This window comes from Armatimonas rosea, assembly GCF_014202505.1.
In the GTDB taxonomy this organism is placed as follows: domain Bacteria; phylum Armatimonadota; class Armatimonadia; order Armatimonadales; family Armatimonadaceae; genus Armatimonas; species Armatimonas rosea.
In genome coordinates this window covers 57,958-79,135 of record NZ_JACHGW010000006.1, presented here as the reverse complement: position 1 = coordinate 79,135, position 21,178 = coordinate 57,958, and the positions used below count along the sequence as shown (strand labels likewise).

The 21,178-nt window shown below is 62.9% G+C and carries 21 protein-coding genes; all 21 read right to left on the bottom strand.

Annotation, left to right across the window (positions count from 1 at the left end; genetic code table 11):
• Positions 1-47 precede the first annotated feature (47 nt).
• On the bottom strand, positions 48-3,494 hold the full coding sequence (locus HNQ39_RS25330; RefSeq protein ID WP_184203387.1) for a hypothetical protein: 3,447 nt from the start codon (positions 3,492-3,494) through the stop codon (positions 48-50).
• 19 nt (positions 3,495-3,513) lie between these two features.
• Positions 3,514-3,792, bottom strand: coding sequence for a hypothetical protein (locus tag HNQ39_RS25325; protein ID WP_184203386.1), 279 nt, complete (start codon positions 3,790-3,792; stop codon positions 3,514-3,516).
• Positions 3,793-3,821: 29 nt separating this feature from the next.
• Positions 3,822-6,500, bottom strand: a complete 2,679-nt coding sequence (locus HNQ39_RS25320) for a hypothetical protein (protein ID WP_184203385.1) — start codon at positions 6,498-6,500, stop codon at positions 3,822-3,824.
• Positions 6,501-6,525: 25 nt separating this feature from the next.
• Complete coding sequence (locus tag HNQ39_RS25315) at positions 6,526-8,097, bottom strand: hypothetical protein (protein WP_184203384.1); 1,572 nt, start codon at positions 8,095-8,097, stop codon at positions 6,526-6,528.
• A gap of 217 nt (positions 8,098-8,314) precedes the next feature.
• Positions 8,315-8,899 carry a hypothetical protein gene (locus HNQ39_RS25310; RefSeq protein WP_184203383.1) on the bottom strand — a complete coding sequence of 195 codons (585 nt, stop codon included), beginning with the start codon at positions 8,897-8,899 and terminating at the stop codon, positions 8,315-8,317.
• A gap of 9 nt (positions 8,900-8,908) precedes the next feature.
• The gene (locus HNQ39_RS25305) at positions 8,909-9,430 is read right to left on the bottom strand and encodes a hypothetical protein (RefSeq protein ID WP_184203382.1); all 522 of its coding nucleotides are present in this window, start codon (positions 9,428-9,430) and stop codon (positions 8,909-8,911) included.
• A 4-nt stretch (positions 9,431-9,434) separates the two neighbouring features.
• Complete coding sequence (locus HNQ39_RS25300; protein ID WP_184203381.1) at positions 9,435-9,608, bottom strand: hypothetical protein; 174 nt, start codon at positions 9,606-9,608, stop codon at positions 9,435-9,437.
• 44 nt (positions 9,609-9,652) lie between these two features.
• Positions 9,653-10,129: a hypothetical protein gene (locus HNQ39_RS25295; RefSeq protein ID WP_184203380.1), complete on the bottom strand. Its 477-nt coding sequence runs from the start codon at positions 10,127-10,129 to the stop codon at positions 9,653-9,655.
• Positions 10,130-10,169: 40 nt separating this feature from the next.
• Positions 10,170-11,135 carry a hypothetical protein gene (locus tag HNQ39_RS25290; RefSeq protein WP_184203379.1) on the bottom strand — a complete coding sequence of 322 codons (966 nt, stop codon included), beginning with the start codon at positions 11,133-11,135 and terminating at the stop codon, positions 10,170-10,172.
• 24 nt (positions 11,136-11,159) lie between these two features.
• Complete coding sequence (locus tag HNQ39_RS25285; RefSeq protein ID WP_184203378.1) at positions 11,160-11,447, bottom strand: hypothetical protein; 288 nt, start codon at positions 11,445-11,447, stop codon at positions 11,160-11,162.
• 34 nt (positions 11,448-11,481) lie between these two features.
• Positions 11,482-11,994, bottom strand: coding sequence for a hypothetical protein (locus HNQ39_RS25280; RefSeq protein ID WP_184203377.1), 513 nt, complete (start codon positions 11,992-11,994; stop codon positions 11,482-11,484).
• Between the two features lie 10 nt (positions 11,995-12,004).
• Entirely contained in the window at positions 12,005-13,657 is a 1,653-nt protein-coding gene (locus tag HNQ39_RS25275) for a hypothetical protein (RefSeq protein ID WP_184203376.1), read from the bottom strand.
• Between the two features lie 4 nt (positions 13,658-13,661).
• Positions 13,662-14,483, bottom strand: coding sequence for a LamG domain-containing protein (locus HNQ39_RS25270; RefSeq protein WP_184203375.1), 822 nt, complete (start codon positions 14,481-14,483; stop codon positions 13,662-13,664).
• Between the two features lie 2 nt (positions 14,484-14,485).
• A complete protein-coding gene (locus tag HNQ39_RS25265; RefSeq protein WP_184203374.1) occupies positions 14,486-14,917 on the bottom strand; it encodes a hypothetical protein in 432 nt (143 codons plus the stop codon).
• A gap of 122 nt (positions 14,918-15,039) precedes the next feature.
• Complete coding sequence (locus HNQ39_RS25260; RefSeq protein WP_184203373.1) at positions 15,040-15,540, bottom strand: hypothetical protein; 501 nt, start codon at positions 15,538-15,540, stop codon at positions 15,040-15,042.
• Between the two features lie 4 nt (positions 15,541-15,544).
• The gene (locus tag HNQ39_RS25255; protein ID WP_184203372.1) at positions 15,545-17,617 is read right to left on the bottom strand and encodes a hypothetical protein; all 2,073 of its coding nucleotides are present in this window, start codon (positions 17,615-17,617) and stop codon (positions 15,545-15,547) included.
• Between the two features lie 104 nt (positions 17,618-17,721).
• Entirely contained in the window at positions 17,722-18,609 is an 888-nt protein-coding gene (locus HNQ39_RS25250) for an N-acetylmuramoyl-L-alanine amidase (RefSeq protein WP_221290323.1), read from the bottom strand.
• Positions 18,606-18,908: a hypothetical protein gene (locus HNQ39_RS25245; RefSeq protein WP_184203371.1), complete on the bottom strand. Its 303-nt coding sequence runs from the start codon at positions 18,906-18,908 to the stop codon at positions 18,606-18,608. The genes HNQ39_RS25250 and HNQ39_RS25245 overlap by 4 nt, the downstream gene beginning before the upstream one ends.
• Entirely contained in the window at positions 18,905-19,675 is a 771-nt protein-coding gene (locus HNQ39_RS25240) for a hypothetical protein (RefSeq protein WP_184203370.1), read from the bottom strand. The genes HNQ39_RS25245 and HNQ39_RS25240 overlap by 4 nt, the downstream gene beginning before the upstream one ends.
• Positions 19,676-19,688: 13 nt before the next feature.
• The gene (locus tag HNQ39_RS25235) at positions 19,689-20,093 is read right to left on the bottom strand and encodes a hypothetical protein (RefSeq protein ID WP_184203369.1); all 405 of its coding nucleotides are present in this window, start codon (positions 20,091-20,093) and stop codon (positions 19,689-19,691) included.
• A 254-nt stretch (positions 20,094-20,347) separates the two neighbouring features.
• Positions 20,348-21,157: a hypothetical protein gene (locus tag HNQ39_RS25230; RefSeq protein WP_184203368.1), complete on the bottom strand. Its 810-nt coding sequence runs from the start codon at positions 21,155-21,157 to the stop codon at positions 20,348-20,350.
• Between the last annotated feature and the right edge of the window lie 21 nt (positions 21,158-21,178).

Here is a 21,178-nt window from a genome sequence, read left to right as displayed (position 1 = left end):
GACAAGCTTTTCAAGCTCTTTCAAGCTACGTGACCAGAGCATCGATGCTACGTGATCCGGGTCCACGTGCGCCCTTCCCCGTCCCCGCACCACCAGTTAGACACGTCCGACTCCCCCGCTACCGTGCAGGCCAGGTTCCAGCGCCCTTGCACCTCGTAGCCACAGGCGAGCCGAAACGCGCTCTTCTTCACCTTCAGATCGACCAGAGCGCTCCCATTCCAGTACTGGAAGGTGAACTCGGCGGATGGGCTTGCATCGCCCGGGTGCTGCACCTGGCCTTTAATCACCCAGTCGCTCCCAGAGGCGGCCACTGCCGCCGTTAGGAGCGTCCCGGTCATGGGGTCGGCGCTCTGGTCGGGGAACTTGCCTGAACTAAATGCCATCGTTTCATCACTCCACGAAGCGCCCTCATCGTCTGAGGACCTTCGATACACCGCGCCCGCCCGCTCGTAGAGCAAGAGGATCTTCCCCCACGGATCGAGGGCGAGAGAGGGCCACTTGTCCGCCGCGTTGGTCGTGGCAAAGACCAAGACCGGCCAGCGCATCCCCGAGGGCACGTCGGGCACCCCATGGTCACAGCGCCTAAAGCGGATTCCCGTCGTCCCGCCCGATGTCTCCACAGCGGCCAGGGCGTACCAGCCGTCGGCGCTCGCCAAAGCAGCCAGCCCCTTGCCGTCGGCGGAGAGTGCCCAGATCGTGCGCCAGATGTCCCGATCCACCGGCGAGGCGGTGAGAAACTGACTGATATCGACCTCGGGATCGAGGCGCCAGGTATAGGTGATGTTGCTACGCAGGTCAGGCGAGAGAATTGCGTAGTTCTCCACTCCTGCCACCGCTCCCCGCGCCCGCTCCGCCGGAGTGGGGTCGTAGGCCACCACATCAGGCCAGCCCGCGTCCGTGTCGCCAACCTCAAGGCCCGTGCTGGCCGCTCCCAGGAGGATGCCAAACTGGAGCGTGGTGGTGAGGCCGTAGTTGCCCCCTGAGTGCCCAAACACATCGCCTGCCCCGGAGTAGACCTGGACACGCTCATACACATCCTGGCAGTCGATTCCGAGGCCGACCAGACTGCTCTCGGGGGTTGTGCTGCTACCCGGCGAGGGAGTTCCTCCCAGACCAGCGGACGGCTCCTGGTTGAAGAAGACCTCCCAGCCCCCACCGCTCGGATTGTAGAGCAGCCCGCCCCCGGCGATGTACCACCAGTTATCCGCGTCGTAGAACCACGCCTGCGGGAAGTAGCTGCCGCTGTTGACATTGGCATTGGTGGGCCGCTCGTGCCCCCAGGGCTTGCTCCCGCTTGGGCTGGCCTGTGGCGTAAGGCTCCAGCCGCCATACAGCCACGAGGGGAGGGTGTCGGTGCCCGCCAACGTGAAGTAGTAGGGAGAGCCATCCACAATGCCGGTGAGTGCAGGGTTTCCTGTGCTCCAGAGGCCACGGATGGCATCGAGACGCGCAAAGGTGTGCTTGCTGGCCTTGAGGTACTCGATCTCCACTGTGGCCCCACTGGGCACGGTGATGACCCAGAAGCCGGACATGAGCGCGGGCGTGATGAATCCTGCCAAGATCGAGCTCCCAAAGCTCCCCAGGGCATCGAGGTCGAAGGTCGTCCAGACGCCATCGGCTCCCGTGGTCACCGTCCAGTCGTAGGTGTGCTGGGTGGGGATAGAGACGCTCCCGGAGCGCTGGAGCCGCACGCTCTGATTGGCGCTCCCCACGCTCCGCACACGGAAGCTGAAGTAGCGGTACTCTGGGAGGGGGGCCGTGCTTACCGTGCCGCTCGCAAAGTAGATCGAGCCCGCCCCGGTCGCGCCCGTGAGGCCTAGGATGCCGCCGGTGACGCTGGCGGTCGCGGTCGCGCTCAGGGTGTAGCTAGGCCAAGGGGCGATGAGGATATCCGCCATGTCGGGCAGGGTCGCATTGTAGAGCCCCCAGCGCCGCCCCCGAAGCGCCATGCGGCGAGAGAGACACGCGGGAGCGTTGGTGCCCGTGAGGCGCACGCCTGCATTGTCAGGAAAGCCGCTCTTGGCCACGTACCAAGTAGATCCCCCTCCTGCCCGGCTAATCGCACTCCCCAGGCGCGTTGCCCCGCGTGAGGCGCGATCATCGTAGGTGAAGGTGCGCGAGAAAGAGCTAGTGACGCCACTGATGGTCACCAGGCTCCCCGGCGCGGTGCCTGGAGCACTGCTGTAGGTGTCGATCTGGACATCGTAGGGCACGTCATTGGCCGCCCCGATGGGCAGGCGCAGGAGCTGCCCGTTGAAGACCATGGTCTGAGGGGTGGGAATCTTGAGGTGCGTGCTGGCATTGCCGACCTTGACCCCGCCGCGCTCGGCTTGCCCTCCCCCTGGTCCCCCACCAGGCAAGTAGGTCGGGAAGCTCGGCCAGGCAGAAGAGCCTGTGAGCGCATTGGTGGTCGCCGTGCCGCCCGAGTCGCTGGCACTGCCCCCCGAGTCGCTGTAGCTCACCGGCTGCGGCGAGACCGTGACCCCGCCCGCGCTCCAGAGGGCCGTCAGCGAGTACGTGGCATTCATGCTGCTCCCCGTCGAGCCCAGGGCATGGGAGAAGGCACTCACCTGGGCAAAGGGCATCTGGAAGGACGAGTTGGGGAAGCTCGCATTCGCCGCGGTGGTCGAGCTGTAAGTGCCCAGCGCTCCCAGGTTTACCGTGATGGACTGCACCGAGCCGGATGCTCTACGCTCGGAGTACTGGCGTGCCCATTGGAGCTGCCCAAGGTCGGGGTCTTCGCTCCCCAGCTCCGACACTTGAGCACTGGGAACCGAGTGCCCCCCGATGTCGAGAGCGGAGGGCTGGTCGAGGTTGAGGAAGTACTCCTCCAAGAGCCCACCGCTGAAGGTGATCGTCCCGCTCAGGGTGTGGGAGTAGGTCGGCCCGTGGGTGCGCTCCCAGTCATCCGGGGCGGGCCGGAGCGTGTCGGGTGGGATCGTCACGCCAGCGGGTACGCCCGATGAGGAATAGACCGTCGCTCCCAGTGGCCCGGGCGTGGCAGGGAGGCTCGTGCCGATGTACCAGAACGTCACCGGCGAGCCCGCCGACACGTCCACGAACTGAGTCACTCCCCCACTGCCGCCATCGCCCGGGTAGATCGTCAGGAGCCAGCCCCACTTATAGTCGGCCACCTGTCGGTTTGCCTGAACCCAGCCCCCTGCTGGATCAAAGGCAGGGCTCCAGACATACTGGTAGGTCGAGTCCGGGGGGTAGGGCGAGGCGCTCACCGTGCGGATCGAGCCCGCCACGAGCTGGAAGGTGGGCTGGATCTGCACGTAGGGGCCACGCGTGCCACCCCCAAAGGTCGGGTTAAAGGCGAGCTGGTAGCCACCGTCTGCCGCTGCGATGAGGTCGCAGCGCTTCACAAAGTGCACCACCACGCCCGAGCCGACGATAATCGGAGCCCACTCCAGCGAGAGGGTAAAGTCCAGAGTGTAGACCTGCTCGCGAGAGCGCCCGGTGAGCCACTTGGCTGTCGGAGTGAAGGCCACTAGATCGCCACCTTATTCATTAGATTGCCACCATCCGGCCCCACTCGTCAAAGCCGAAGGTGCCGGCCGTCAGCGTGCCATCGTCGGCGGGCCTCAAGAGGAACTGGCCCAGTGTGTTCTGGAGCGCCGTTCGGGTCGCTGTGATCGTGGGGGCGTTGCTGAGCGCCTGGTGAGCTTGGGGCGTGTAGCCCTTGCCTGCGTTCTCGGCAAAGTGCCCCTGCAGGTTCTTTGCTTTCTGCTCCTCGGCTCGCTTGGCGAAGTCCGTGATCGCCCGCTTACTGTAAACGTGTCCGTCCATGTCGTTCTCCTAGGTTCCTGGCCTTTGTTTTATGTCCCTGGTTTGTAGGGAATCAACCGCTCCAGCTCGTAGTCGGCCATCTGGAGTCCGTCGTTGTCGTAGAGGATATTGACGCTCCGCACGTAGTAGCCCACGCCATCGAGCGTCACCGGGTCGTAGAAGCGCAGAGGACGCCAGCCGCTATGTACGGGGTCTTGGATAAAGACCAGGGGCGCGTGGATCGGCTGAATCTTGCGTGCCATGCAGACCAGCGGGAAGAGGCGCAGCGCCACGTAATTGACCATGTTCTGGGTCTGCTGGTAGGTCAGAGGATGCCCTCCTGCCCAGAACGCAGGATCGGCAAGAGTGAAGAGCTCCTCGTGCCCGATGTAGTGTCCGCTCTCGTAGTCCGGCGCGGTGCTGGCTCCAGGCACCGCATAACTGAGGGGATTATAGACATGGTTGTCGATCTTGACCGCTCCTGCCTGAGCCGCATTGACCGCACTGATGAGCCAGATATGGTTCTTCTGTGGCGGGAGGATGTAGCTGGTCGCGCGGCCAAAGGTCGGAGCCGTGCCAGCCGGGTAGGCATGGAGCGCATGAGGCAAGACCAGCGAGCCCGAGGCGACGGTGGGAGCGTCCTTGGTGAAGGCGAAGAGTGGCGTCACGGTTCCCGCCGCCGGTGGCCCGATCAGTGTCCACTTGCCCTCCGCGCCGTCGTTGTAGTCGAAGTGCAGCCAGCGCCCCAGGTAGCTTCTCGCCAGGTCTACCACGAGCTGCGCCGCGCTGGTTCCCGGCTCAAAGATGCGGTCGCTGTCCCCGGTGCCGACGCCGGGATTGAGGCGAATCCCCAGGTCAGGAATGCGCTGCATGGAGGAGGGAAAGCCCGCGATGGTCAGCACCCGCTTGATCACATCGGTGACCTTCCAGGGGATCAGCGAGCCGTCGGCGGCTGTCCCTGCCACGGGATCGGCGACAAAGGTCTCGAAGGAGAGAACCGTGCGGGTGGTCATGGCAGAGAGGCGCTCCCACATCCCGACGCAGCTCACACTGTACTCGCTCCACTCGGCAGACGGATAGACGCGGGCCGTGGTGCCAAATCCCTCGGTGCCGTAGCTCGTCCCCTTCTTGGTGCGCCGCGGGGACTTGGCCGCCCCCCTAAAGAGCGTGATGGTCTGCTCTGTGCCGCCGGGCGGCGTGTAGGTGGTCGTGAGGCGGAAGGAGAGGCGAGAGCGCCTGCGCAGGCGCGGCCAGGCATCGGTGAGGTCCTCGATATCCACGTGCGCCGCCTCACTGCGCGGGTCGGCGCTCCCCGTCTGCACGCTGACCGACTTGACCGGGCAGGTGAACTCTCCGGGAGCGCTGGTGACCACCAAGGGAGCGCGGGAGATGCTGTAGCCGTACAGGAGCGGCGTCTTGCTCCCGTCGCTGTAGAAGTCGAAGATGACGTAGGGAGTATCGATCGCGCTGGTCGAGTCGGTATCGGCATCCTTGACCCGTGGCGTGATGGTCATGGCCCCCGACTCCCGCGAGAGCTTCTGCACGGTCCAGTCCGTTGAGGGAATCCCTCCTAGCGTCAAGGGGGTCGCCTTGGCGTGGGGGTCGCCGATCAGCTTGCCAATGGGAGATCCCACAGGGAACGTGAGGCGGGAGACCTGCCACTCGCCCCGCAGATCGCGCCGCTCCAAGAGGTAGAAGCGGCGCGAGGTGGTGACCTGGCCTGTGGCAGCGACATCGAGCTGGCCGGTCACGCTCGGATCGAACGTCCACAGGTCCTCTGTCGTGCTGTGCGCTCCGCTGTCCCCCTTGGCTGGCGAGAGCGTGGAAGCGCCCCCGGCGCTGGAGACGCTGGTGGAGTCCATCGCCACGGAGATGATGCTGAGGTGCTTCTCGCCGTGCTCACCCATGTGGGGGAAGATGCAGATGGTGTGGGCAAACCCGCTGACTTGAGCAGGACGAGACCAGCGCAGCGAGCGGATCGAGCGCCAGGCCGGATCACCACCCACCGTGTAGGGAGCATACATCCAGAGCGCTCCCTCGCCGTCGCCACCAAGCAGAAGCGCGTACTGTCCCCAGGTAAAGATCGCCACCATGTCCGGCGAGTGCTGCTTGGCACCGGGTAGGGTAAAGCGCAGGCAGAATCCCGCATCGACCTCGACGGCGTTGGTGGAGCGTGCCAGAATGTCAAGCGGCTGGCTCGTTGTCTGGATGCCCGAGAGCGTTGAGAGCAGCGCCGTGATGTGGCTCTCTGAGGAGACGGCAGAGCTCTGGTCCCAGCTTGATCCTGCCGGCACCTTGAAGCGAAAGAAGAGGTCGCCCCCGTCGCTGTTGGCCCCTGCTGGAGCGCTGGCCATGCCCGTACCCGTGGGCCTGCGAAACTTGGCGGCGAGGGTGATGGGCGCAGTCTGGATCTGGCGAGACGAACCCACGCCCGTGGAAGATGGCAGGAAGACCGCAGACGCTCCAGCAGTGAACTCCTGCATGGCACTAGGCTTGAGCTGAAGCGGGCGCAGTCCCCAGGCTCCCGAGGCGTAGAGGCGCACTTCGTTCGAGCGGTAGGAGTTGGCTCCCTTATCGCGTGCGGCGATCTGGGACACCGCCCCATGCCGCCGCGTGTCAGAAACGCCCCCATCCGAGAGCGCGTAGGTCTCGCTGATGTCCAGCTTGGCGCGCGTGACCCGGCCCTTTGTGACCTTGCCGTTCTCATCCACCCCAGCCATTCCCGCCATAGCTAGAAAGCTCCCATCTTATTCATCAAAAGGCTCCCATCTGTAGAGCGCCCATGAGGTAGGCATCGAAGATCTGATCGCCGCGCATCTTGCCCAGTGCCGAGCGGCTGCCCTCGGTCTCCCCGATGTTTTTGTTGAGCCGCATCATGGCCTGGGTGTTTTCTTTCATGGCCTCGGTGTTCTTCTGGGTTTCGGACTTGCCGCCCTGTTCGCCCCCAGAAATGCCTCCCTGAATCTTTTGGCCGAGCTTATTGCCTAGGTAAACGCCAAGCGCCTGGGCGGGGTTCTGGAGCATGAGCAGCCCGGTGGGATCGGTCTCTTGAACACCAATCTTGTCTGCGGCATCCGCCAAGCCAGCAAGAAGCTCTAGTGCATTTGATTCTCGATTCATCAAGTCCGTAATGCCCCGAGAAAAACCTTTACCCTTGGCGGTGTCAAACAGGTTCTTGGCGTTCTCTAGTCGTTTTTGCGCGGCATCAAACTCCCCTGCGTTCTTCTGCTGGGCAACGTCATTGATGATGCCCTCCATCCGCGATTGCAGCTCCATCGCCTTCTTTGTCTCAGGCGAGAGCAGGCGATACCGCTCGACCTCACGCTCGATCCCTAAAATACGCGCAGTGCGGCGACGAACCATCTCGTCACCCTCACGGGAGAGTTTCTTGATGGCCTCAATGTACTCTTTCCCCGGATCAATCTTTCCGTAAGGGGCGGCGAGGTCCGAGATTCCCAGACGCGCAGCGGCGGCACGGGCAAGCGGGTCTGTACCAATGCGGTTCTGAAAAGCAAAGGCGTTTCCCATCGCGCCCGGCCCGCCGATCATCTGGCCTAAAGAGCCTGTTCGGGCATCCCCAAAAGCCGCCATGGACTCGGTTAGCTTTTGCGTCAGGGCAGACGTCTTTTCCGCACGAGTAAACTCGGCTTCGTAGAACGCCTTGCTGGCCTTGGCCACCCCTAGAAGACCCAGAGCGGCCACGCCAGCAGGACCCGTAACCAGTTTTCCAACAACGGAGGCAGCATTGCTTCCAGCAAGCCCCTCAATCGTTTCTGCGAGCTTTTTGCCACCGGGAAGCCCTGCTACCGACTTGGCCAACTCTGCCGCACGCTCTGGCGTAAGCGTGGCGCGAAGAGCTCGGCCCGCGAGAGGCTGAAAAGGGCCGGCATTGAAGCGGCTAGTCAGAATTGCCTGACCAATGGCCTCGTGGTTTAGTCCTTCAATGCCCTCGCCGGATCGGTCAATTAAGCGCTGGGTGCGTCGGACCTTGAGACGCAGGTCCTTCAGAAGTGCATCGTCGGCCCCTTGCGCGGTTGCCTCTGCCAGACGTTGCTGCAGAAGCCCTAGCCGTGTGTGAGGCCCAATAACCTCATTGCGAGAGAGCTGGTAGTAGTTGGGCGCTGGGGCATTGCTCCCCGTGGCTTTGATCGCGTCCTGCTTGACCTTGGCCGACTCCGCCAGCACCTTGGCCGCGCGGCGAGAAGCGCGCGCCAGGTTTCCCTCTTCGTTGGCGACATTGCGGAGCGCTGCGGCGTACTTGGCCGCATCGTCCATACCGCCAAACTCGGTCGAGAGCTTGATCTTGAGTTCTTCGTCTGGGTTCATCCGTCTTTGCTTTCTCTATGGAGCGCTACCAAGTCACTGAGCCAGTCCCCGTCAGGGTCAGGAACAGGAAGCAGTCCTGCCTGTGGGACCATCACGGCCAGGGCGCGATACATCCCCGTGAGGAGATGGTCAAAGCGATGCAGAAGGTCAGGGTGAATGCCGGACGGCTGAAGGGAGGCGCGGAGCAGCTCGCCACGCGCCCCCGACAGCCGCCCGGCTACTCGTTTCCCTGTAGAGCCTCTTGAGTCTTGATACCTTCCTCCATGAGCCCGTCCAGCGTCGGGCTCACTAGGTCGTCTTCATTGGCACCCTCTGGCATTTCCTGCTGATATGCCAGACTGACGTACGATCTCCGCGTCTTGAGACCAGCGGCACGAGCCTCAAGGAGCCTCACCAGTGCTACAGATGCCCAGAAAACCTGTGGGCTTCCATTAGCAATCTCGACCCAGGTATCGAGTGTGTAGGGCTTCCAGCCTAGCCCTGTGAGGTCTTCGGTCACGCCCCCTGATACCGTTTGATCTGCCTTAGGCGGGCATTGGCACACAAGGAGCAATGCTAGCGTTTTACACATCGACGAGGAGATTGTCTGCGGTGGTTGACCCGGAAGCGAGATAACCTCGCCAGCAGTGACAAAGCGCTGCTGTAACTCGTTTTTCTTATCTTGCACAGCTATGTCATGCAGAGGGCCGGGAACGATGCGAAAGGCCAGCGTCTCCGGTGAGTCCGGGTAGCGGGAATCAATGAAAGCCCTTGTCTCCTCAAAGACTTGGGCTTGAGGCAAGAGAGAGAGTAGCTTGCTCATAGCGTCCTTTTAGAAGGGAATGGTTCCTGCCAGAAGTCCGACCCAGAATCCGGTGCCGTTGGCGCTGGTCTTGCCTGCAGGGAGGATCGTCAGCGAGTTCACGTTCTGGCCAGCCTGCACGCCGATGCCCCCTGCCTCGCCCCAGACTCCCGCGACCGCGGCCTTGACCACGGTGGTGCCAATGGCAAACTCTGAAGCGTAGCCGACCTCAACACGCACGTAGCTGAAGCCCATGCAGACCTGCTGAATCGCTGAGAGGACATTGGAAGGGATCAGCTCGCGGATGGTGGCGTTGAAGCTAATAGCTTGGACCACATTATTTTTTACAAAGCTGTCGGTATTGTTGATTTGCTCTAGCTCCTGCATCGGGGTCATCTCCACCGAGACGAAGCGCTTGAGAACCGCCTCAGAGATATCGAGCATGTTGGCGCTATCGAAGACCAGCACGCCCGAGGCGTTGGGCGTCCCCGGCGTGATCTTGACATAGGTGATCTGGTTGGGGACCAGGTACGAGGTGAGTGTCAGTGCCATTTAGCTATGCTCCTTCTTCCGCCACAGGAGCCCAGTCCTGCAGCTCGGTCTCTGGCGCGACTTCAATCGCGCCCTGGGGCTGGGTGCCCTCTTCGACTTCGATAACCTTCTTCTCGCACGGCCCCCCAAAGCCGCGGCGAGCGACCCGGCGGTACAGTGCATACTTCTTGACTGCCATTTCGTTTCCTTTCAGTGCCTGAGGTTCGCACCTCAGGGCTTGGCTCAGACCATCCGACTGAGCACACTCTGCTGCGCCCTCTGAAGGCGCTCTCGCCTGGGCGCTTCGATAAAGTCCTCGACCGCTTCGACGATTGGCCTTTCGACCATCAGGCTGTCCCCCTTGCCCCCGGACATGATCCGGTGGGCGTGCTCCGAGTCGTTGAAGACCATCCCGCTGGTACCCTCATCATCAGCCTCGATGGACTCTTGCTCGTAGCCCGCCAGCAGCTCCCCGCTGTGGGTGTTTAGCATGGCGGGATCGAGTGGGGTCTGTGGGTCTCGACGCGCGTAGGGGTGGCCCATGCGGCGCAGGTCGGAGTAGGTCAGCGTCCCCTCGCTCCGGCGTCTGAACTCCGCCTCGATGTCGTCGAGGCTCTCCTGCTCGGCGTCCACGATCGCGCGGGCGAGGCGCTCAGGGTAGCTCTCCGCCGCCTGGGCGAGCTCCTGGAGGCGGGTAAGTACTCGTGCGGGTGCACTCATATCGCTAGAGTCTTTCTCCTGCAAAGCTTGGTAGCTTTGCTCACAGTGCCGGCGGGGTCATGCCCCAGTACGGCATCACGCCCCAGGTGGGCTTGAAAGTCATAAAGGTCGCACTCTTGCCTGCCACCACGCCATTCTTAAGGGTCGCGGGGATGCCTACGAGAATGAGCCACTTGCCATCGGTGCCGTCGAGGTTCTTGGCACGCAGGGAGAACTTGAGCGCGTCTTTCCCTTGGTGCCAGAGGTCCATGAGAGGCTGGGAGCGCCCCTGCCCGTCGATGGCCCCAATCGAGAGGGTGAAGTCGTTCTTGCCCCCGCTCCGATAGTCCATGATCGGAGCGTCTTCGTTGGCATAGTCACTGACGGTCTGGGTCGGGTTGTAGGCGATGGCATCGACCATGGTCAGCAGATCCACCGCGGCCCCTGTGTTTGTCGTGGCCGTAGTGACTCCGGCATTGGTCGTGAGGGTGAAGGGCTCCAGCTTGCACACCGAGAGCTGGCGCGGATCGAAGAAGAGAAGCTGGCTATCTCCACTGTCACTCACTCGCACATCGAAGGCGATCGAGCCGACAAAGAGGTCCATGTTCTCGGCGAGGAGTGCCTGCTGCACCGCGCTGGCAGTCCCGACCTCGATGGAGGCATCGTAGGCGAACTGAAAGCCCGTGGACCAGGTGAGGAGCGTCTGGCGCAGTGCCATCAGCTGCTCCTCTAGGTAAGCGCTCATGTCAGGCTCACTGGCGACCGCTTTGGTGATGTAGAAGATCTCCACACGCGGCGTCCAGATCGTATTATTTAGCCCCCAGCTTGTGGCCTGCGGGACATCAGAGAGGAAAATCACCGCGTAGGGGTATTGGTTGTTGGCCTGCTCCAAGATGGCTTTCCAGGCGATGCGCGCCCGCTGTCCGAACCTATAGATCGGCTGGTCGCTGCCGCTCTGGATATCGGGCCAGGTCGCGGAGATCGCGGCCCGAAGTCCGGCATGGAAAGCTGGGAAGGGATTGCCCATGATCTTACGCTCCTGTTTCCATTGTTATGCTCCTGCCAACTTATCGACGACGGTGTTCATGTCCCCCGCCTTGCCGCCCGTGAGAGCTTGGCAGAGAATCTCAGCGCAGGAGGTCTCCGGGTCTGCATCCCAGATCAGGCCAGGCGCAGCGACCCGAAACGAGCGTCGGCCCACGGTGAAGACTGTGCCATCGGGGAAGTGCTGCTCGTCCTCCAGGTTGACCAGGAGCTGGTGCGCCCTCTCGATCTGTCCGACGCCGGTCTGAGCGCCGAGCTGGGAGCCCTGCGGCAGGGGCGTGAGTTGGCCTAGCACGCACTCTTTACCAACGCGGATCTGGTGAGTAGGCTCAACCATTGGGAGTACCCTCGCCAAGAGCGACATTGCCGCCGAGCATGATCTCCGTCAGGCTGATACCCGGCACACGGCTACGGGTTGCGACCGTGCCAAAGAGCGGAGCCGGGGGCGCTGCGGCGATAAGCTCACGAATCGTGCTGATCTGGCGGAGCGCGACATTGGCCTGGCCGAGCAGAAACTCCTGGGCCTGGGCAGGCGTCATCGTGGTTCCCTCGTAGCCATTCGTAATCGGCCCCTGCTTCTTGCTCGTCACGTAGCGGAGCCATGCGAGGCCCGCAGGTGTGGTGATCAAAAGTGCCGCGATGCAGAGACCAACGGCTTGATTGTAGGCAGCAAGATCGCTACTCGAGAGCGATCCAGGTGCCCCACTCAGCTGAGTGGGAAACTGGTTGTTAAGGCGTGGCTCAACAACCTCACCCAGCATCTCGATATCTGCCGTCGCCGGTACAGTGCTTGTACTGGTCCCCGTCAGCGCCATCCGTGCCCAGTCTGTATACGATGCCATATATCTTTTCCTATTCCAGCCCGACGATGATCTCGCCGGATTGCACATCTGCCGCACCGTTGCCCCTTGTGATGACCAGCTTGAACTGGTTAATGCCCGCCAGCTCGGAGATGCTGGTGTCCAGTGGCGACACCGTGAGCTGCCCCTCACTCCCAAGCGTCTCGACCACAGTGCCGTCTGCCAGAGCCACGATGAGCGCGCCCCGCATGGTGGTCAGCTTGCCCGAGAGCGTCGTCCCCGTGGTCGGGACAGGTGTGCCGTCGGCATCGACCAGGTTGAGCCGGACATCGAGCTTGGAGCCACGGGTGAGCGTGAGCCTATCGCTCTGGCAGTCCTCGCAGCCCTCCCCCGAGGCAAGCACGATGCGCAGCGGGAGAGAGATCAGCTGCGTGCCAGCGCTGCCCCCGCCTCCACCTGCCTGGGAGAGTGCCCCCGTGACGAAGCGCCAGAGCGTGCCGCCAGAGTAGCTCTCGATCATGGTCAGGAAGCGGGTGACCATGTTGGTAAAGCCGGGCGTGAGCTTCCCGTCGGCACTGGAGGCACTTGCTTGGGTGAGTGCCAGAGGGCCACCGCTACGCTCGATTCGGTCGGAGATCGCCGAGACGGTAGGAGCTGCAGCAGGCAAGTCGGAGACGCGAGGCACTCCGCTGGCGTTGCCGGGTGCGAATGCGGGGAGGGCAAGCTCGGCACGGGCCTGAGCCGCTTGCGCCGCTGTCTTTGCCGCCGCCGCATCCGAGGCCGCGCTGGTCAGGTTCGCCCGGTCGGTCGCGCTGAAGTTCGCCGCTACGAAGTCCACTGCCTGTGAGTAGGCCGAGAGCGTAAAAACCTCGGTCGCTACGGTCGCGCTGGCATCGAAGCGGATCTCCTCCAGTGTCGCCGCGCTCGCCACGGTGTAGGTTGCCCGGTAGAGTCCGGCACTCACACGGGTGACTGCGCTGAGGTTGGCCGCCAGAGACCCGGAGGTCTTGCCTTGGGGCACGATCGTCGGGGTGGCATCTGCATCGACCACGGCTCCGTCCCCGTCGTAGGTACGAACCTCGACCGTGAACGTATTGCTCCCCGATTCCGGGCGCTCCATCTGCCCCACGCAGGCGACGACGATGCGCCGACTGGCACTCTGGTTGATCGCCAGGATCGAGGCATTGGAGGCGACCGGGCCACCAATGTTGAGGTTGTCGAGATAGGCGTACCGACCCGACAGGCCGTCGTAGAGCGATTTCAGGTACGTCCCCACTCCCTGGAAGACCCCCAGGAGTGTGGTGCGCTCGCCGCCAGTCAGGGCCATGGCATCCCCAGGGGCCGCACGTGAGGCAATGGTTGCATTGAGGTTAGTCAACCCCAGGTCGGCGACGGCGAACGGGTTGTAGGCCACAACCAGAAAAACGTCGTCACACGGATCAGCACCGGTCGCGGTGGCAATCAGTGCAATCGACCCTAGGGTGTTGGCGTCCGTGGCGTTTGGGGCGATCCTGTAGTAGCCGTCCCCGATCTCGGTGATCGCCCCCGCTGGAGCTGCTTGCGTGCCACCGTTTTTGGAGATCTTGACTGCGAGGGTCCCGCCAGCCACCAGTCCGGTCTTTCCCAGGCGTCGCGTTGCCGCAGAGTCCTGCATGAAGAAAACCATCGGGATGGTGGTGTTGCCTTGTTGGATTGCGTATCCCATAATTTCAGAGCCCCTTGAGCAGTAGATCGCCGCGGCGATACCACGGGAACCAAGACGAGGTAGAGTTGAGCGGGAGGCCGAAGCGATTAAGCACGCCGAAGTATCCCGTCAGCGACAGCCAGTACTCCTCAGCCATGTCCCTTGCCGAGAACGCTCGCCCTAAGACCGATAGATCGTCGATAAGGCCGTTGAACCTGCCGCCGCCTGCCACGTAGGCTCCCAGCTGCAAACTGCCAGAGTACGAAAGGGTAGGAGCCGCCGCACCGGTCGCAACCTGCTGACCGTTGACATAGATCGTTGTCGCACTCGTATCGTAGACAACCGCGACTCTACACCAGGTATTTGCCGGAATCACCCCGGCTGCGCTAGAAACCGGCCCCGACGACCCCCTATCTGCGTACACAGAGCCGTTTGCCTGCACTACGATTGAGTACGATGTCGCGTTGTTATTAAACGCGGTCGTATTGGCAATCGCGCAATTGTAATCGGCGCTGTGTGGGGTGCGAATCCATGCCGCGATTGTGAAGGGCGGCTGCAATTTAAGGGCGGCAGGAGAGCCTACAGAGAGATACCCCGCGCTCCCATCACAGAGGATGGCAGGGCCAAGAGCACCAGGCCGGGGAGTGTCAAACCGCCAGCCGTTGCTCGTGTTGCCCATGTTCGTCAGCGTGGCGTTGTTGAGGCCGCACAGATCTCGAAACTCTCTGCCGCCGCTCTGGCTGGGCAGGGAGAGCCACCAGGCCAAGCGCTTCTCGTTGAGCCAGTGGCTGCGGTTGAGCGGCACGAGCGTGTTGATCGGCCCCAAGATGTCAGGAATGCGCATCATGGCTAGGTCATATCCACCGTGACGGTCTCGATGGTGATGGTGTTGCCAGAGGCCGCCGCTGTCTGGCCCACGCCATTGCTCCGCGCCAAGAACTTGATCGGGCCGGGAGGGATCATCACGGTATCAACGAGCACCTGCGCCCCCGTCACGGCCCGTAGACCAAAGGATTTAATGAGACCCGCGGTAGGAGTCACGCTCCCGCTCCCATCGCTCCAGGTCGTGCCACCATCGCTACTCTGGATGGCAAACAGGTCGATGCTCGTGTTGGCGGTCGGCGCGACAGCGTAGGAGATCGTGAGGGTGACCCTAGCCAGCATCCAGCCCGAGGTCGTGTACGAGTTGGAGATCGCCGAGGCGTTGCTGGCGAGCGAGTTGAGCCCGGTGGACAGTACCGTGGTCACTGTCCCAAGTGCAGACCATGTGCCTTTTGCCATACTACTCGCCTCCCTGCTTCTTCAGCGCCTTGTCTACATCTTCAACGGTGATCGTGCCAGAGCCAACAACAACCACTCTTGTCCACCCATCAGTATCCTGAGTCACGTAAACTTTCTTCATCCTATTCACCCCCTCCCTCTACTGGTACAAACCAAGGCGAATCGGCGTCGCCTTCGTCGCGGAACATCGCCCGGTCAGGTGCCATCGCCTCGCTTACTTGGTCGGCGGTGATGGTCTGCGCCACCATGCCGAGCGCCTTCACGCCATCGCACTGGGCCTGATTCCACACGCCGAGCTGCCGGAGCTGATCGCACATAGCCAGAGAGCGCTGGTCGGCGATGTTGAGACCGCGCACGGAAGACGGCCCCATGTACTCGACGGCGAGGGCCACGACAGCATTTGAGGGGGCCGCTGCCTTGAGCTTGGCCCAGGCCTCGGCTCCCACGGCAGGGTCGGCAAAAGCCGACACTAGGTCCATACCGTGGATGAACTTATCCGGGCCGATCACCTTGGGCGCGATCTCCGAGAGGCGCTCTGCACACCCGCTGTCATTGCCCGCCTGGGCCAGCTCCAGCGCCTCGGGATCGCTCTCGATCAGAGCTCGTAGTTGTTCTGTGGTCATGTCGTTATCCAATCCTCACCGGTGCCTCAAAGAGCAGCACCGTCGTTCCATCCGTCCACTGGATCACCAGGTCGCAGCTCGCTACTCCCGTGAGGCCCGTGCGCGTGTCGAGCTTCACGTTGAGGAATCCCTCGTCGGCGACGATGGTGGTGATCGTGAGGCTCGGCACCTTCACCACTCCTGCCTGCACGAACTTTGCGGTCAGAGTGCCGGTCGCCACGGAGACGGGCGCTCCATTGGCATCGGTCAGGTGCAGACGCTTGGGCACACAGTCCCCGGCCCGCAGCTCGATCACAGAGCACTTGCACTTGCCAGCCCAGGAGATCTCCATGGGGGTCGCGATAAATGCCACGTCAGAACCTCCGCCACCACTAACGGTGGAATTATTCGATACCGAATGCCCAGTGAATGAGGCCAGGGCATTGCCTGCAAAGTCGGTCAGAGTGCCCGGCGCATAGTCCAGGGTCACCACATCGGTGCTCGTGATCCCCCGGGCCATCGTGAGCGTCAAGATGGTCTTCTGCCCATTCCAGGCGTAGGAGAGCACGCTGGCGGCGCTTCCGTTGATCTTGACCGTGAGGCCGTCGTAGCCGCTCGCCATCGCCTCATCGAAGCCCAGGGAGACCTGCACGCCCCCCTCGTCCGTGCTGGCGATCAGGAGAGCGGGCGGGGTGTTGTCCAGCGTGGCACGCAGAACGGTCTCCACACCGTCGGCGATCTGGTCGGCCCCAACGACCGTCGGGTGCACGCCATCGTAGAGATCGACCGAGGCGTAGAAGGCATCGGTGCTGAGGTAGGTACACCGGGTGTCGCCGTTGGCCGTGTTGACCGCCGCCACCGCCTGGCTGATCTTGGGGAGCCACGTGGAGCGCAGACCGCTCTCGTAGGCCGTCTCCCCACCCAGGGCATAGACCTTCTGGACGAAGGGCATGGCGGTCAGGGCCGTCAGGTGCGCCTGCATCTGCCCGCCAAACATCGTGGGGGTGATCGCCGCGCCTTGGGAGGCCGCGTGGGCATCGTTGACGTAGTGGTTCGTCAGGACGATTGAGGAGCCCAGAGTGGCTACCTCATCTTCACGGTCGCGGCCTAGAGCGTTGGGCGCTCCGCCGCTGATCAGACCACCGTAGTCGGAGAGCGAGGAGCCCCCCACGCCGAAGTTCACCACGAGCCAGCCAAAGCGCACGCCGACCTGGTTGGGCCAGCTCTTAGAGCTCTGGTTGAAGGCGGGAACGCTGGGCTTGGCCGTTACGGTCAGCGAGGTCCCCAGGCTCGCCGCGATGGGCCAGTCCGCTCCCAGAGTCAGGAGTCCAGTGCCCTCCGTGCCAATTGAGGCAGGAGGCACGCCCCCCACGCCGAGCACCAGGTCGCGTGCCACGCCATCGGTCAGCCCCGTATCGAGGACCATCACGGCGTCTTCGGTCGAGCTTGCCAGCGTCCCGTAGGCCAGGATCGCGCCCCGGGTGGAGGTGCGGCCGTCGAACACACAGACCTCGGGAGCGTTGCCCCGGCTGGTGTAGTAGCAGTAGAGGTAGCGGTCGGCGGTGCGAATCCTGATCTGGGAGCCTGCGTTGAGGCCGGAGACCAAGGTATCGAAGTTCAGCACGCTCCCGGTGAGGCTCATCCAACCGGCGAGCTGGCGCAGCGGGTCAGTGTCGGTGTTGCCAAAGTGGCGCACCCGGCCAAAGCCCGCGGCGTACTGCACGCTGGGAGCCGCCCCCGTGATCTCGACCGCGCCACCGTCCACAAAGCGCCGGAGCTTGAGGGTGCCCGCTCCGGCGTTGTTGTAGTCGCCGTCGATCTCGATGGTGTGCGTGCCCTCTGCCACGTTGGCGATGACCGTGCCACTGCCGAAGGTGGTCGGGCCGTAGAGCGTCCAGGCCCCCCCGTTGACCGAGACCGCAAACCCCTTGGTCACCCCGTCGGCATAGTCGCTCTTGGCGAAGATGCGGCAGGTCGTGCCTGTGAAGGCGAACTTGATGCGCTTGCCGGCATCGAGATAGATCTCGTAGTCGTTTTGGTTGCGCCGCCCGAACCAGCTCGCATTGGCGTGGGTGAGGTCAAAGAGGTTGCTTGGCATCTAAATCCATCCCTCCATGCGGAAGGCAAGCAGGGTAAACCCCGATACGATGGCGACGATCAAGAAGCTGTAGAGCAGGTCTGTGCCTAGGGTGTGTGCGCGCTTCACTGGGAGAGCTCCTTGGCCAGCGTGACCGTCTTGTTAGGCCCGTCCCAGCTCACCGACGCTCCGAGTAGCTCCGCGACCTGGCGCACCGGCACATAGCCTGTGCCGCCGTCGATATCGAGCTCCAGCGTGTGATCTACGCCGCTGATCGCGACCGTGGCGCTGTTTGTCGTCGTCGTCTTGATCGTCCAGCCATAGTGATCAGCGATGTACCTCAGACCAAGCCACGTCTCCCCATCCTCAACCCGGACAGTAGGAGCGTCAATCACCAAGCTATCGGGCAGGATCACCCGGCGCGTTGGCGTAGGAGGCTGAATAGGAGCCGTAGCCCCCTTGGACATGGCGGCCACACTGATTCGGCCCTGGACAGCGATACGAAACTGTGAGCCGATCTGGGAGCCGGGAACGCTCAAGTCCCATGGCCAGCGCATCGGATCCCACTTGCCCCGCTGGCGGATATTGAGGTTGCGCTGTACCTCGCCGTGGCAGAGCACGGTTTCCGGGGTGACAGCAATCCGGTACCGCTGGCAGAGCTCGGCGACGACCTGCTCCAGCAGACGCCACTGCGCGAGGGTGATCGGAGCAGGGCCAGCCTGAAAGGGGCTTTCCTGGCAGCCCATCATGCCGCACAAGGCGACGCCGATTGAGCCCGTGTTGCAGTCCCGTGTGTGAGCGGCATAGTCCCCGTCGCCGGTGCTGGCGTTGTCCGCGATGGAGTGATCTCCCCGGATCACGCGCACCTGCCCGGCCTCTGCCTGCTCGATCAGGAGGTGGTAGTGCTCGCGGTCGGTGTCGTTGGAGAGGTTGCGCCCCTCCGACCAGTGGATGATGACCCGCTGCATGGCGCAGGGAGGCGTCCAGGCAAGCGGTAGGAGTGCAGTGTTCACAGCCGGGCTCCTTCCACCCGAGTCCGCATCCGCTTCAGCTCGGCAAGAGCGTCGGCGGGGAGCTTGCCCAGGAGAGCAGACCAGTTCACCTGTGCGAGCACGATGTTGAGCAGGATCGCCCCTCCTGCGGGGAGCTTGGCCGTGGCCAGCGCCTGAGTGAGGCGCTCGCGGAGCTCTTCAACCACGACGGCGACGGTCGCGCCGCTTTCCAGCTTGCCGATGGCCCGGTCGATCTCGCGGAGCACGGTGGCCTTGGTAGTCTCGAAAGGGCCGTTGAGGAGGTTCTTCAGCCAGTTCATGAGAGCCCCGCTTTCTGCTCAGTCGGTGCCGAGACATGGACAGTCGTGTCCGTCTGGGTCGTGGTGGTCGTCAAAGAATCGATTCTTTGCGTGGCCTTGTTCGTGGTAGTCAAAGAATCGATTCTTTGCGTCGTCTGGGAGATGGTGGCATCCGTGCCCAGTGCCTCACGTGCGCCGGGTAGCTCGCCGAGGAACTTGTTGGCGAGGTTGAGGACGCCACGGAAGAAGAGGCTCCCTTGCTGTCCACTGGCGAGCGCCATCTTGCGCAGGTTCTCCAGGTTGCTCACCGCCTCGCAGTAGGCAATCCAGCCGAAGATGCCCGTGATCGGGAGCCACGACCGGAGCATGAGGCCGATGCAGCAGAACGCCATGCCGGTGATCCAGTACGAGAGGATCTTGGCGCTGGTCATCTCCCGAATCTTGCGGGTGGTGATCGCCTCGCCAGCCAGCCGGGCGGCTTTGTGCGCCGTCGTGTAGTCCAGCAAAAAGAGCAGGCACGCCCCGACGACGACGACATAGAGCACCTGTGACGGTTGCCCCATCCAGCTCACAATAAGGGCGACCAGCGCCGACAGAATCTCACCAGAACGGTATCCCACTCGCTTCCTACTTTCTCCAAAGCGGGGTAGCTGGCAAGCGAGTGCGCCCCCCGGCAGTTGCGACACACGATGTCGCTCTCTCCCATGCCCAAGCAGGCCAAGGAGAGCGGCGCACATCAGCCCACCGCCCCCCATCGCGCCTGCATAGGCCAATGTGTCGTAGATCATGGCCGTGGCCTTTCTACTCTGTAGCCCAGAGGTCGTAGCCTGCCTCTTCCGCAGCCTCCAGGAGGATCGCCGCGAGCTGCTCCCAGCTCTCGATCTCGACAATGGCGACCGGATCGCTGGAGCTTGGTAGCTCCGCCTCGGGGTCGGCTGGGGTCGGCGGTGTGGGCGACGGCAGGGGGAACGTGGGGTACGCCGGGCCGTAGAGGATCGGGAGCATCGCGTTGATGATGTCAATGCCGATCTCGTAGGGGTCGGGGTCAGGCGCAGGCTCAACCAGGCGGACTTTGGAGCGTAGCCAGAGCCACCAGTTGCCGAATTTGCTCCAGTCAGGGAGTATCGGATAAGGGACCGTGGGGAAGCCCAGCTCGTCGCCAAGCTGCTGCTCGGCTTCTTCTTCGGTGCAGGTGAGTAGTGTCATCGTTTGCCTTCTGTTCGTTGAAACGTGAGGCGAGGGGCGTGTATATTGCCGGTGCCGCACGAGGTGCATCGTGTGGAGGACTCGGGGAGGTGGGGCGTGCCGCAGCTCCCAAGCTGCGTTATAGCCCAGGCGAGAAAGACAGCTCGAACTGTCCTAATCGCTCCTCTCCGGGTTCAGGTTTGTTGTTTCTTGCCATCGAATTACTAAGGCCAGGGCTGACATCAGCCCTGGCCTCTTTCTTCCTCTAGAGCTCTCTACGCGGGGGTAGAGCTCTCGGGCGCTCCTGTGCTCTCGGGCGTTGCCGTGCTGGTCAGCGCCGCTAGAACCGCCTCAGCCTTGGGCTTGCTCAGTGATCCAGCAGCCTGGATCAGCTCCAGAGCGTTCTCAGGGAGCGCGGAGGGTGCGGGAGCTGGCGCAGAAGCGGCGAGCTGGGCTTCGAGGCTGGCAATGTGCTCTTTGAGACCAACCACTTCGGTTTCCCAATTACTGCGCTCTGCCAGCCAAGTTTCACCGCGGGGCTTAGACTCATCAGGGCGCTCGATGGTGGGATCGAAGCCGATTTCCTCAATGAGCTGCAAGCGCTCCCGGTGGACAGCAGCCACGACAGCGTCCCACTCCGAGTCAGGGATAAAGGTTCCCAGGCATGCTGGGTCGTCGTTGTCGTCGTCTGCGGGGCTACGGTAGCTACCGACGAGGATTTCTCGCACAAGACCGCTGGCTCGTGTCTCGGGTTCTCCTGGCTGGAGATAGCGCTGGAAGTCTCCGGGGACGCACCAGGTGGGGGTGGACTCGCCTTCGATAAGGACGGGAAGCAGGCCATCAGGCCGATACACAGCAATGCCGGGAAGAAGCTGGATAGTCGTTTCATCTTGGGTGATATTCTGGTCGGTTTCGACCGAGGAGGTTGCCTCGGGGTCATGCGGCTCGATGGCTGCGTTTCCCAGAAGGAAGTCGATATCGGCGGCCTCAGTCTCCAGCTGCTCATGGGAGATCACGGCCCCCTTTAGCGCTGTCGTTCCCGAGGCAAAGGTCAGGATGCCGGTCAGGACAAGGTAGAGTTTCATCGTTTTAGTCGCCCTCCGGCT

Excerpts from the sequence above, each read along its gene's own strand:
- HNQ39_RS25245 (WP_184203371.1), bottom strand. The coding sequence starts at position 18,908 with ATGAACTGGCTGAAGAACCTCCTCAACGGCCCTTTCGAGACTACCAAG.
- HNQ39_RS25235 (WP_184203369.1), bottom strand. The coding sequence starts at position 20,093 with ATGACACTACTCACCTGCACCGAAGAAGAAGCCGAGCAGCAGCTTGGC.
- HNQ39_RS25300 (WP_184203381.1), bottom strand. The coding sequence starts at position 9,608 with ATGGCAGTCAAGAAGTATGCACTGTACCGCCGGGTCGCTCGCCGCGGC.
- HNQ39_RS25290 (WP_184203379.1), bottom strand. The coding sequence starts at position 11,135 with ATGGGCAATCCCTTCCCAGCTTTCCATGCCGGACTTCGGGCCGCGATC.
- HNQ39_RS25295 (WP_184203380.1), bottom strand. The coding sequence starts at position 10,129 with ATGAGTGCACCCGCACGAGTACTTACCCGCCTCCAGGAGCTCGCCCAG.
- HNQ39_RS25255 (WP_184203372.1), bottom strand. The coding sequence starts at position 17,617 with ATGCCAAGCAACCTCTTTGACCTCACCCACGCCAATGCGAGCTGGTTC.
- HNQ39_RS25230 (WP_184203368.1), bottom strand. The coding sequence starts at position 21,157 with ATGAAACTCTACCTTGTCCTGACCGGCATCCTGACCTTTGCCTCGGGA.
- HNQ39_RS25265 (WP_184203374.1), bottom strand. The coding sequence starts at position 14,917 with ATGGCAAAAGGCACATGGTCTGCACTTGGGACAGTGACCACGGTACTG.
- HNQ39_RS25270 (WP_184203375.1), bottom strand. The coding sequence starts at position 14,483 with ATGATGCGCATTCCTGACATCTTGGGGCCGATCAACACGCTCGTGCCG.
- HNQ39_RS25240 (WP_184203370.1), bottom strand. The coding sequence starts at position 19,675 with ATGATCTACGACACATTGGCCTATGCAGGCGCGATGGGGGGCGGTGGG.
- HNQ39_RS25275 (WP_184203376.1), bottom strand. The coding sequence starts at position 13,657 with ATGGGATACGCAATCCAACAAGGCAACACCACCATCCCGATGGTTTTC.
- HNQ39_RS25280 (WP_184203377.1), bottom strand. The coding sequence starts at position 11,994 with ATGGCATCGTATACAGACTGGGCACGGATGGCGCTGACGGGGACCAGT.
- HNQ39_RS25260 (WP_184203373.1), bottom strand. The coding sequence starts at position 15,540 with ATGACCACAGAACAACTACGAGCTCTGATCGAGAGCGATCCCGAGGCG.
- HNQ39_RS25310 (WP_184203383.1), bottom strand. The coding sequence starts at position 8,899 with ATGAGCAAGCTACTCTCTCTCTTGCCTCAAGCCCAAGTCTTTGAGGAG.
- HNQ39_RS25320 (WP_184203385.1), bottom strand. The coding sequence starts at position 6,500 with ATGGCGGGAATGGCTGGGGTGGATGAGAACGGCAAGGTCACAAAGGGC.
- HNQ39_RS25325 (WP_184203386.1), bottom strand. The coding sequence starts at position 3,792 with ATGGACGGACACGTTTACAGTAAGCGGGCGATCACGGACTTCGCCAAG.
- HNQ39_RS25315 (WP_184203384.1), bottom strand. The coding sequence starts at position 8,097 with ATGAACCCAGACGAAGAACTCAAGATCAAGCTCTCGACCGAGTTTGGC.
- HNQ39_RS25305 (WP_184203382.1), bottom strand. The coding sequence starts at position 9,430 with ATGGCACTGACACTCACCTCGTACCTGGTCCCCAACCAGATCACCTAT.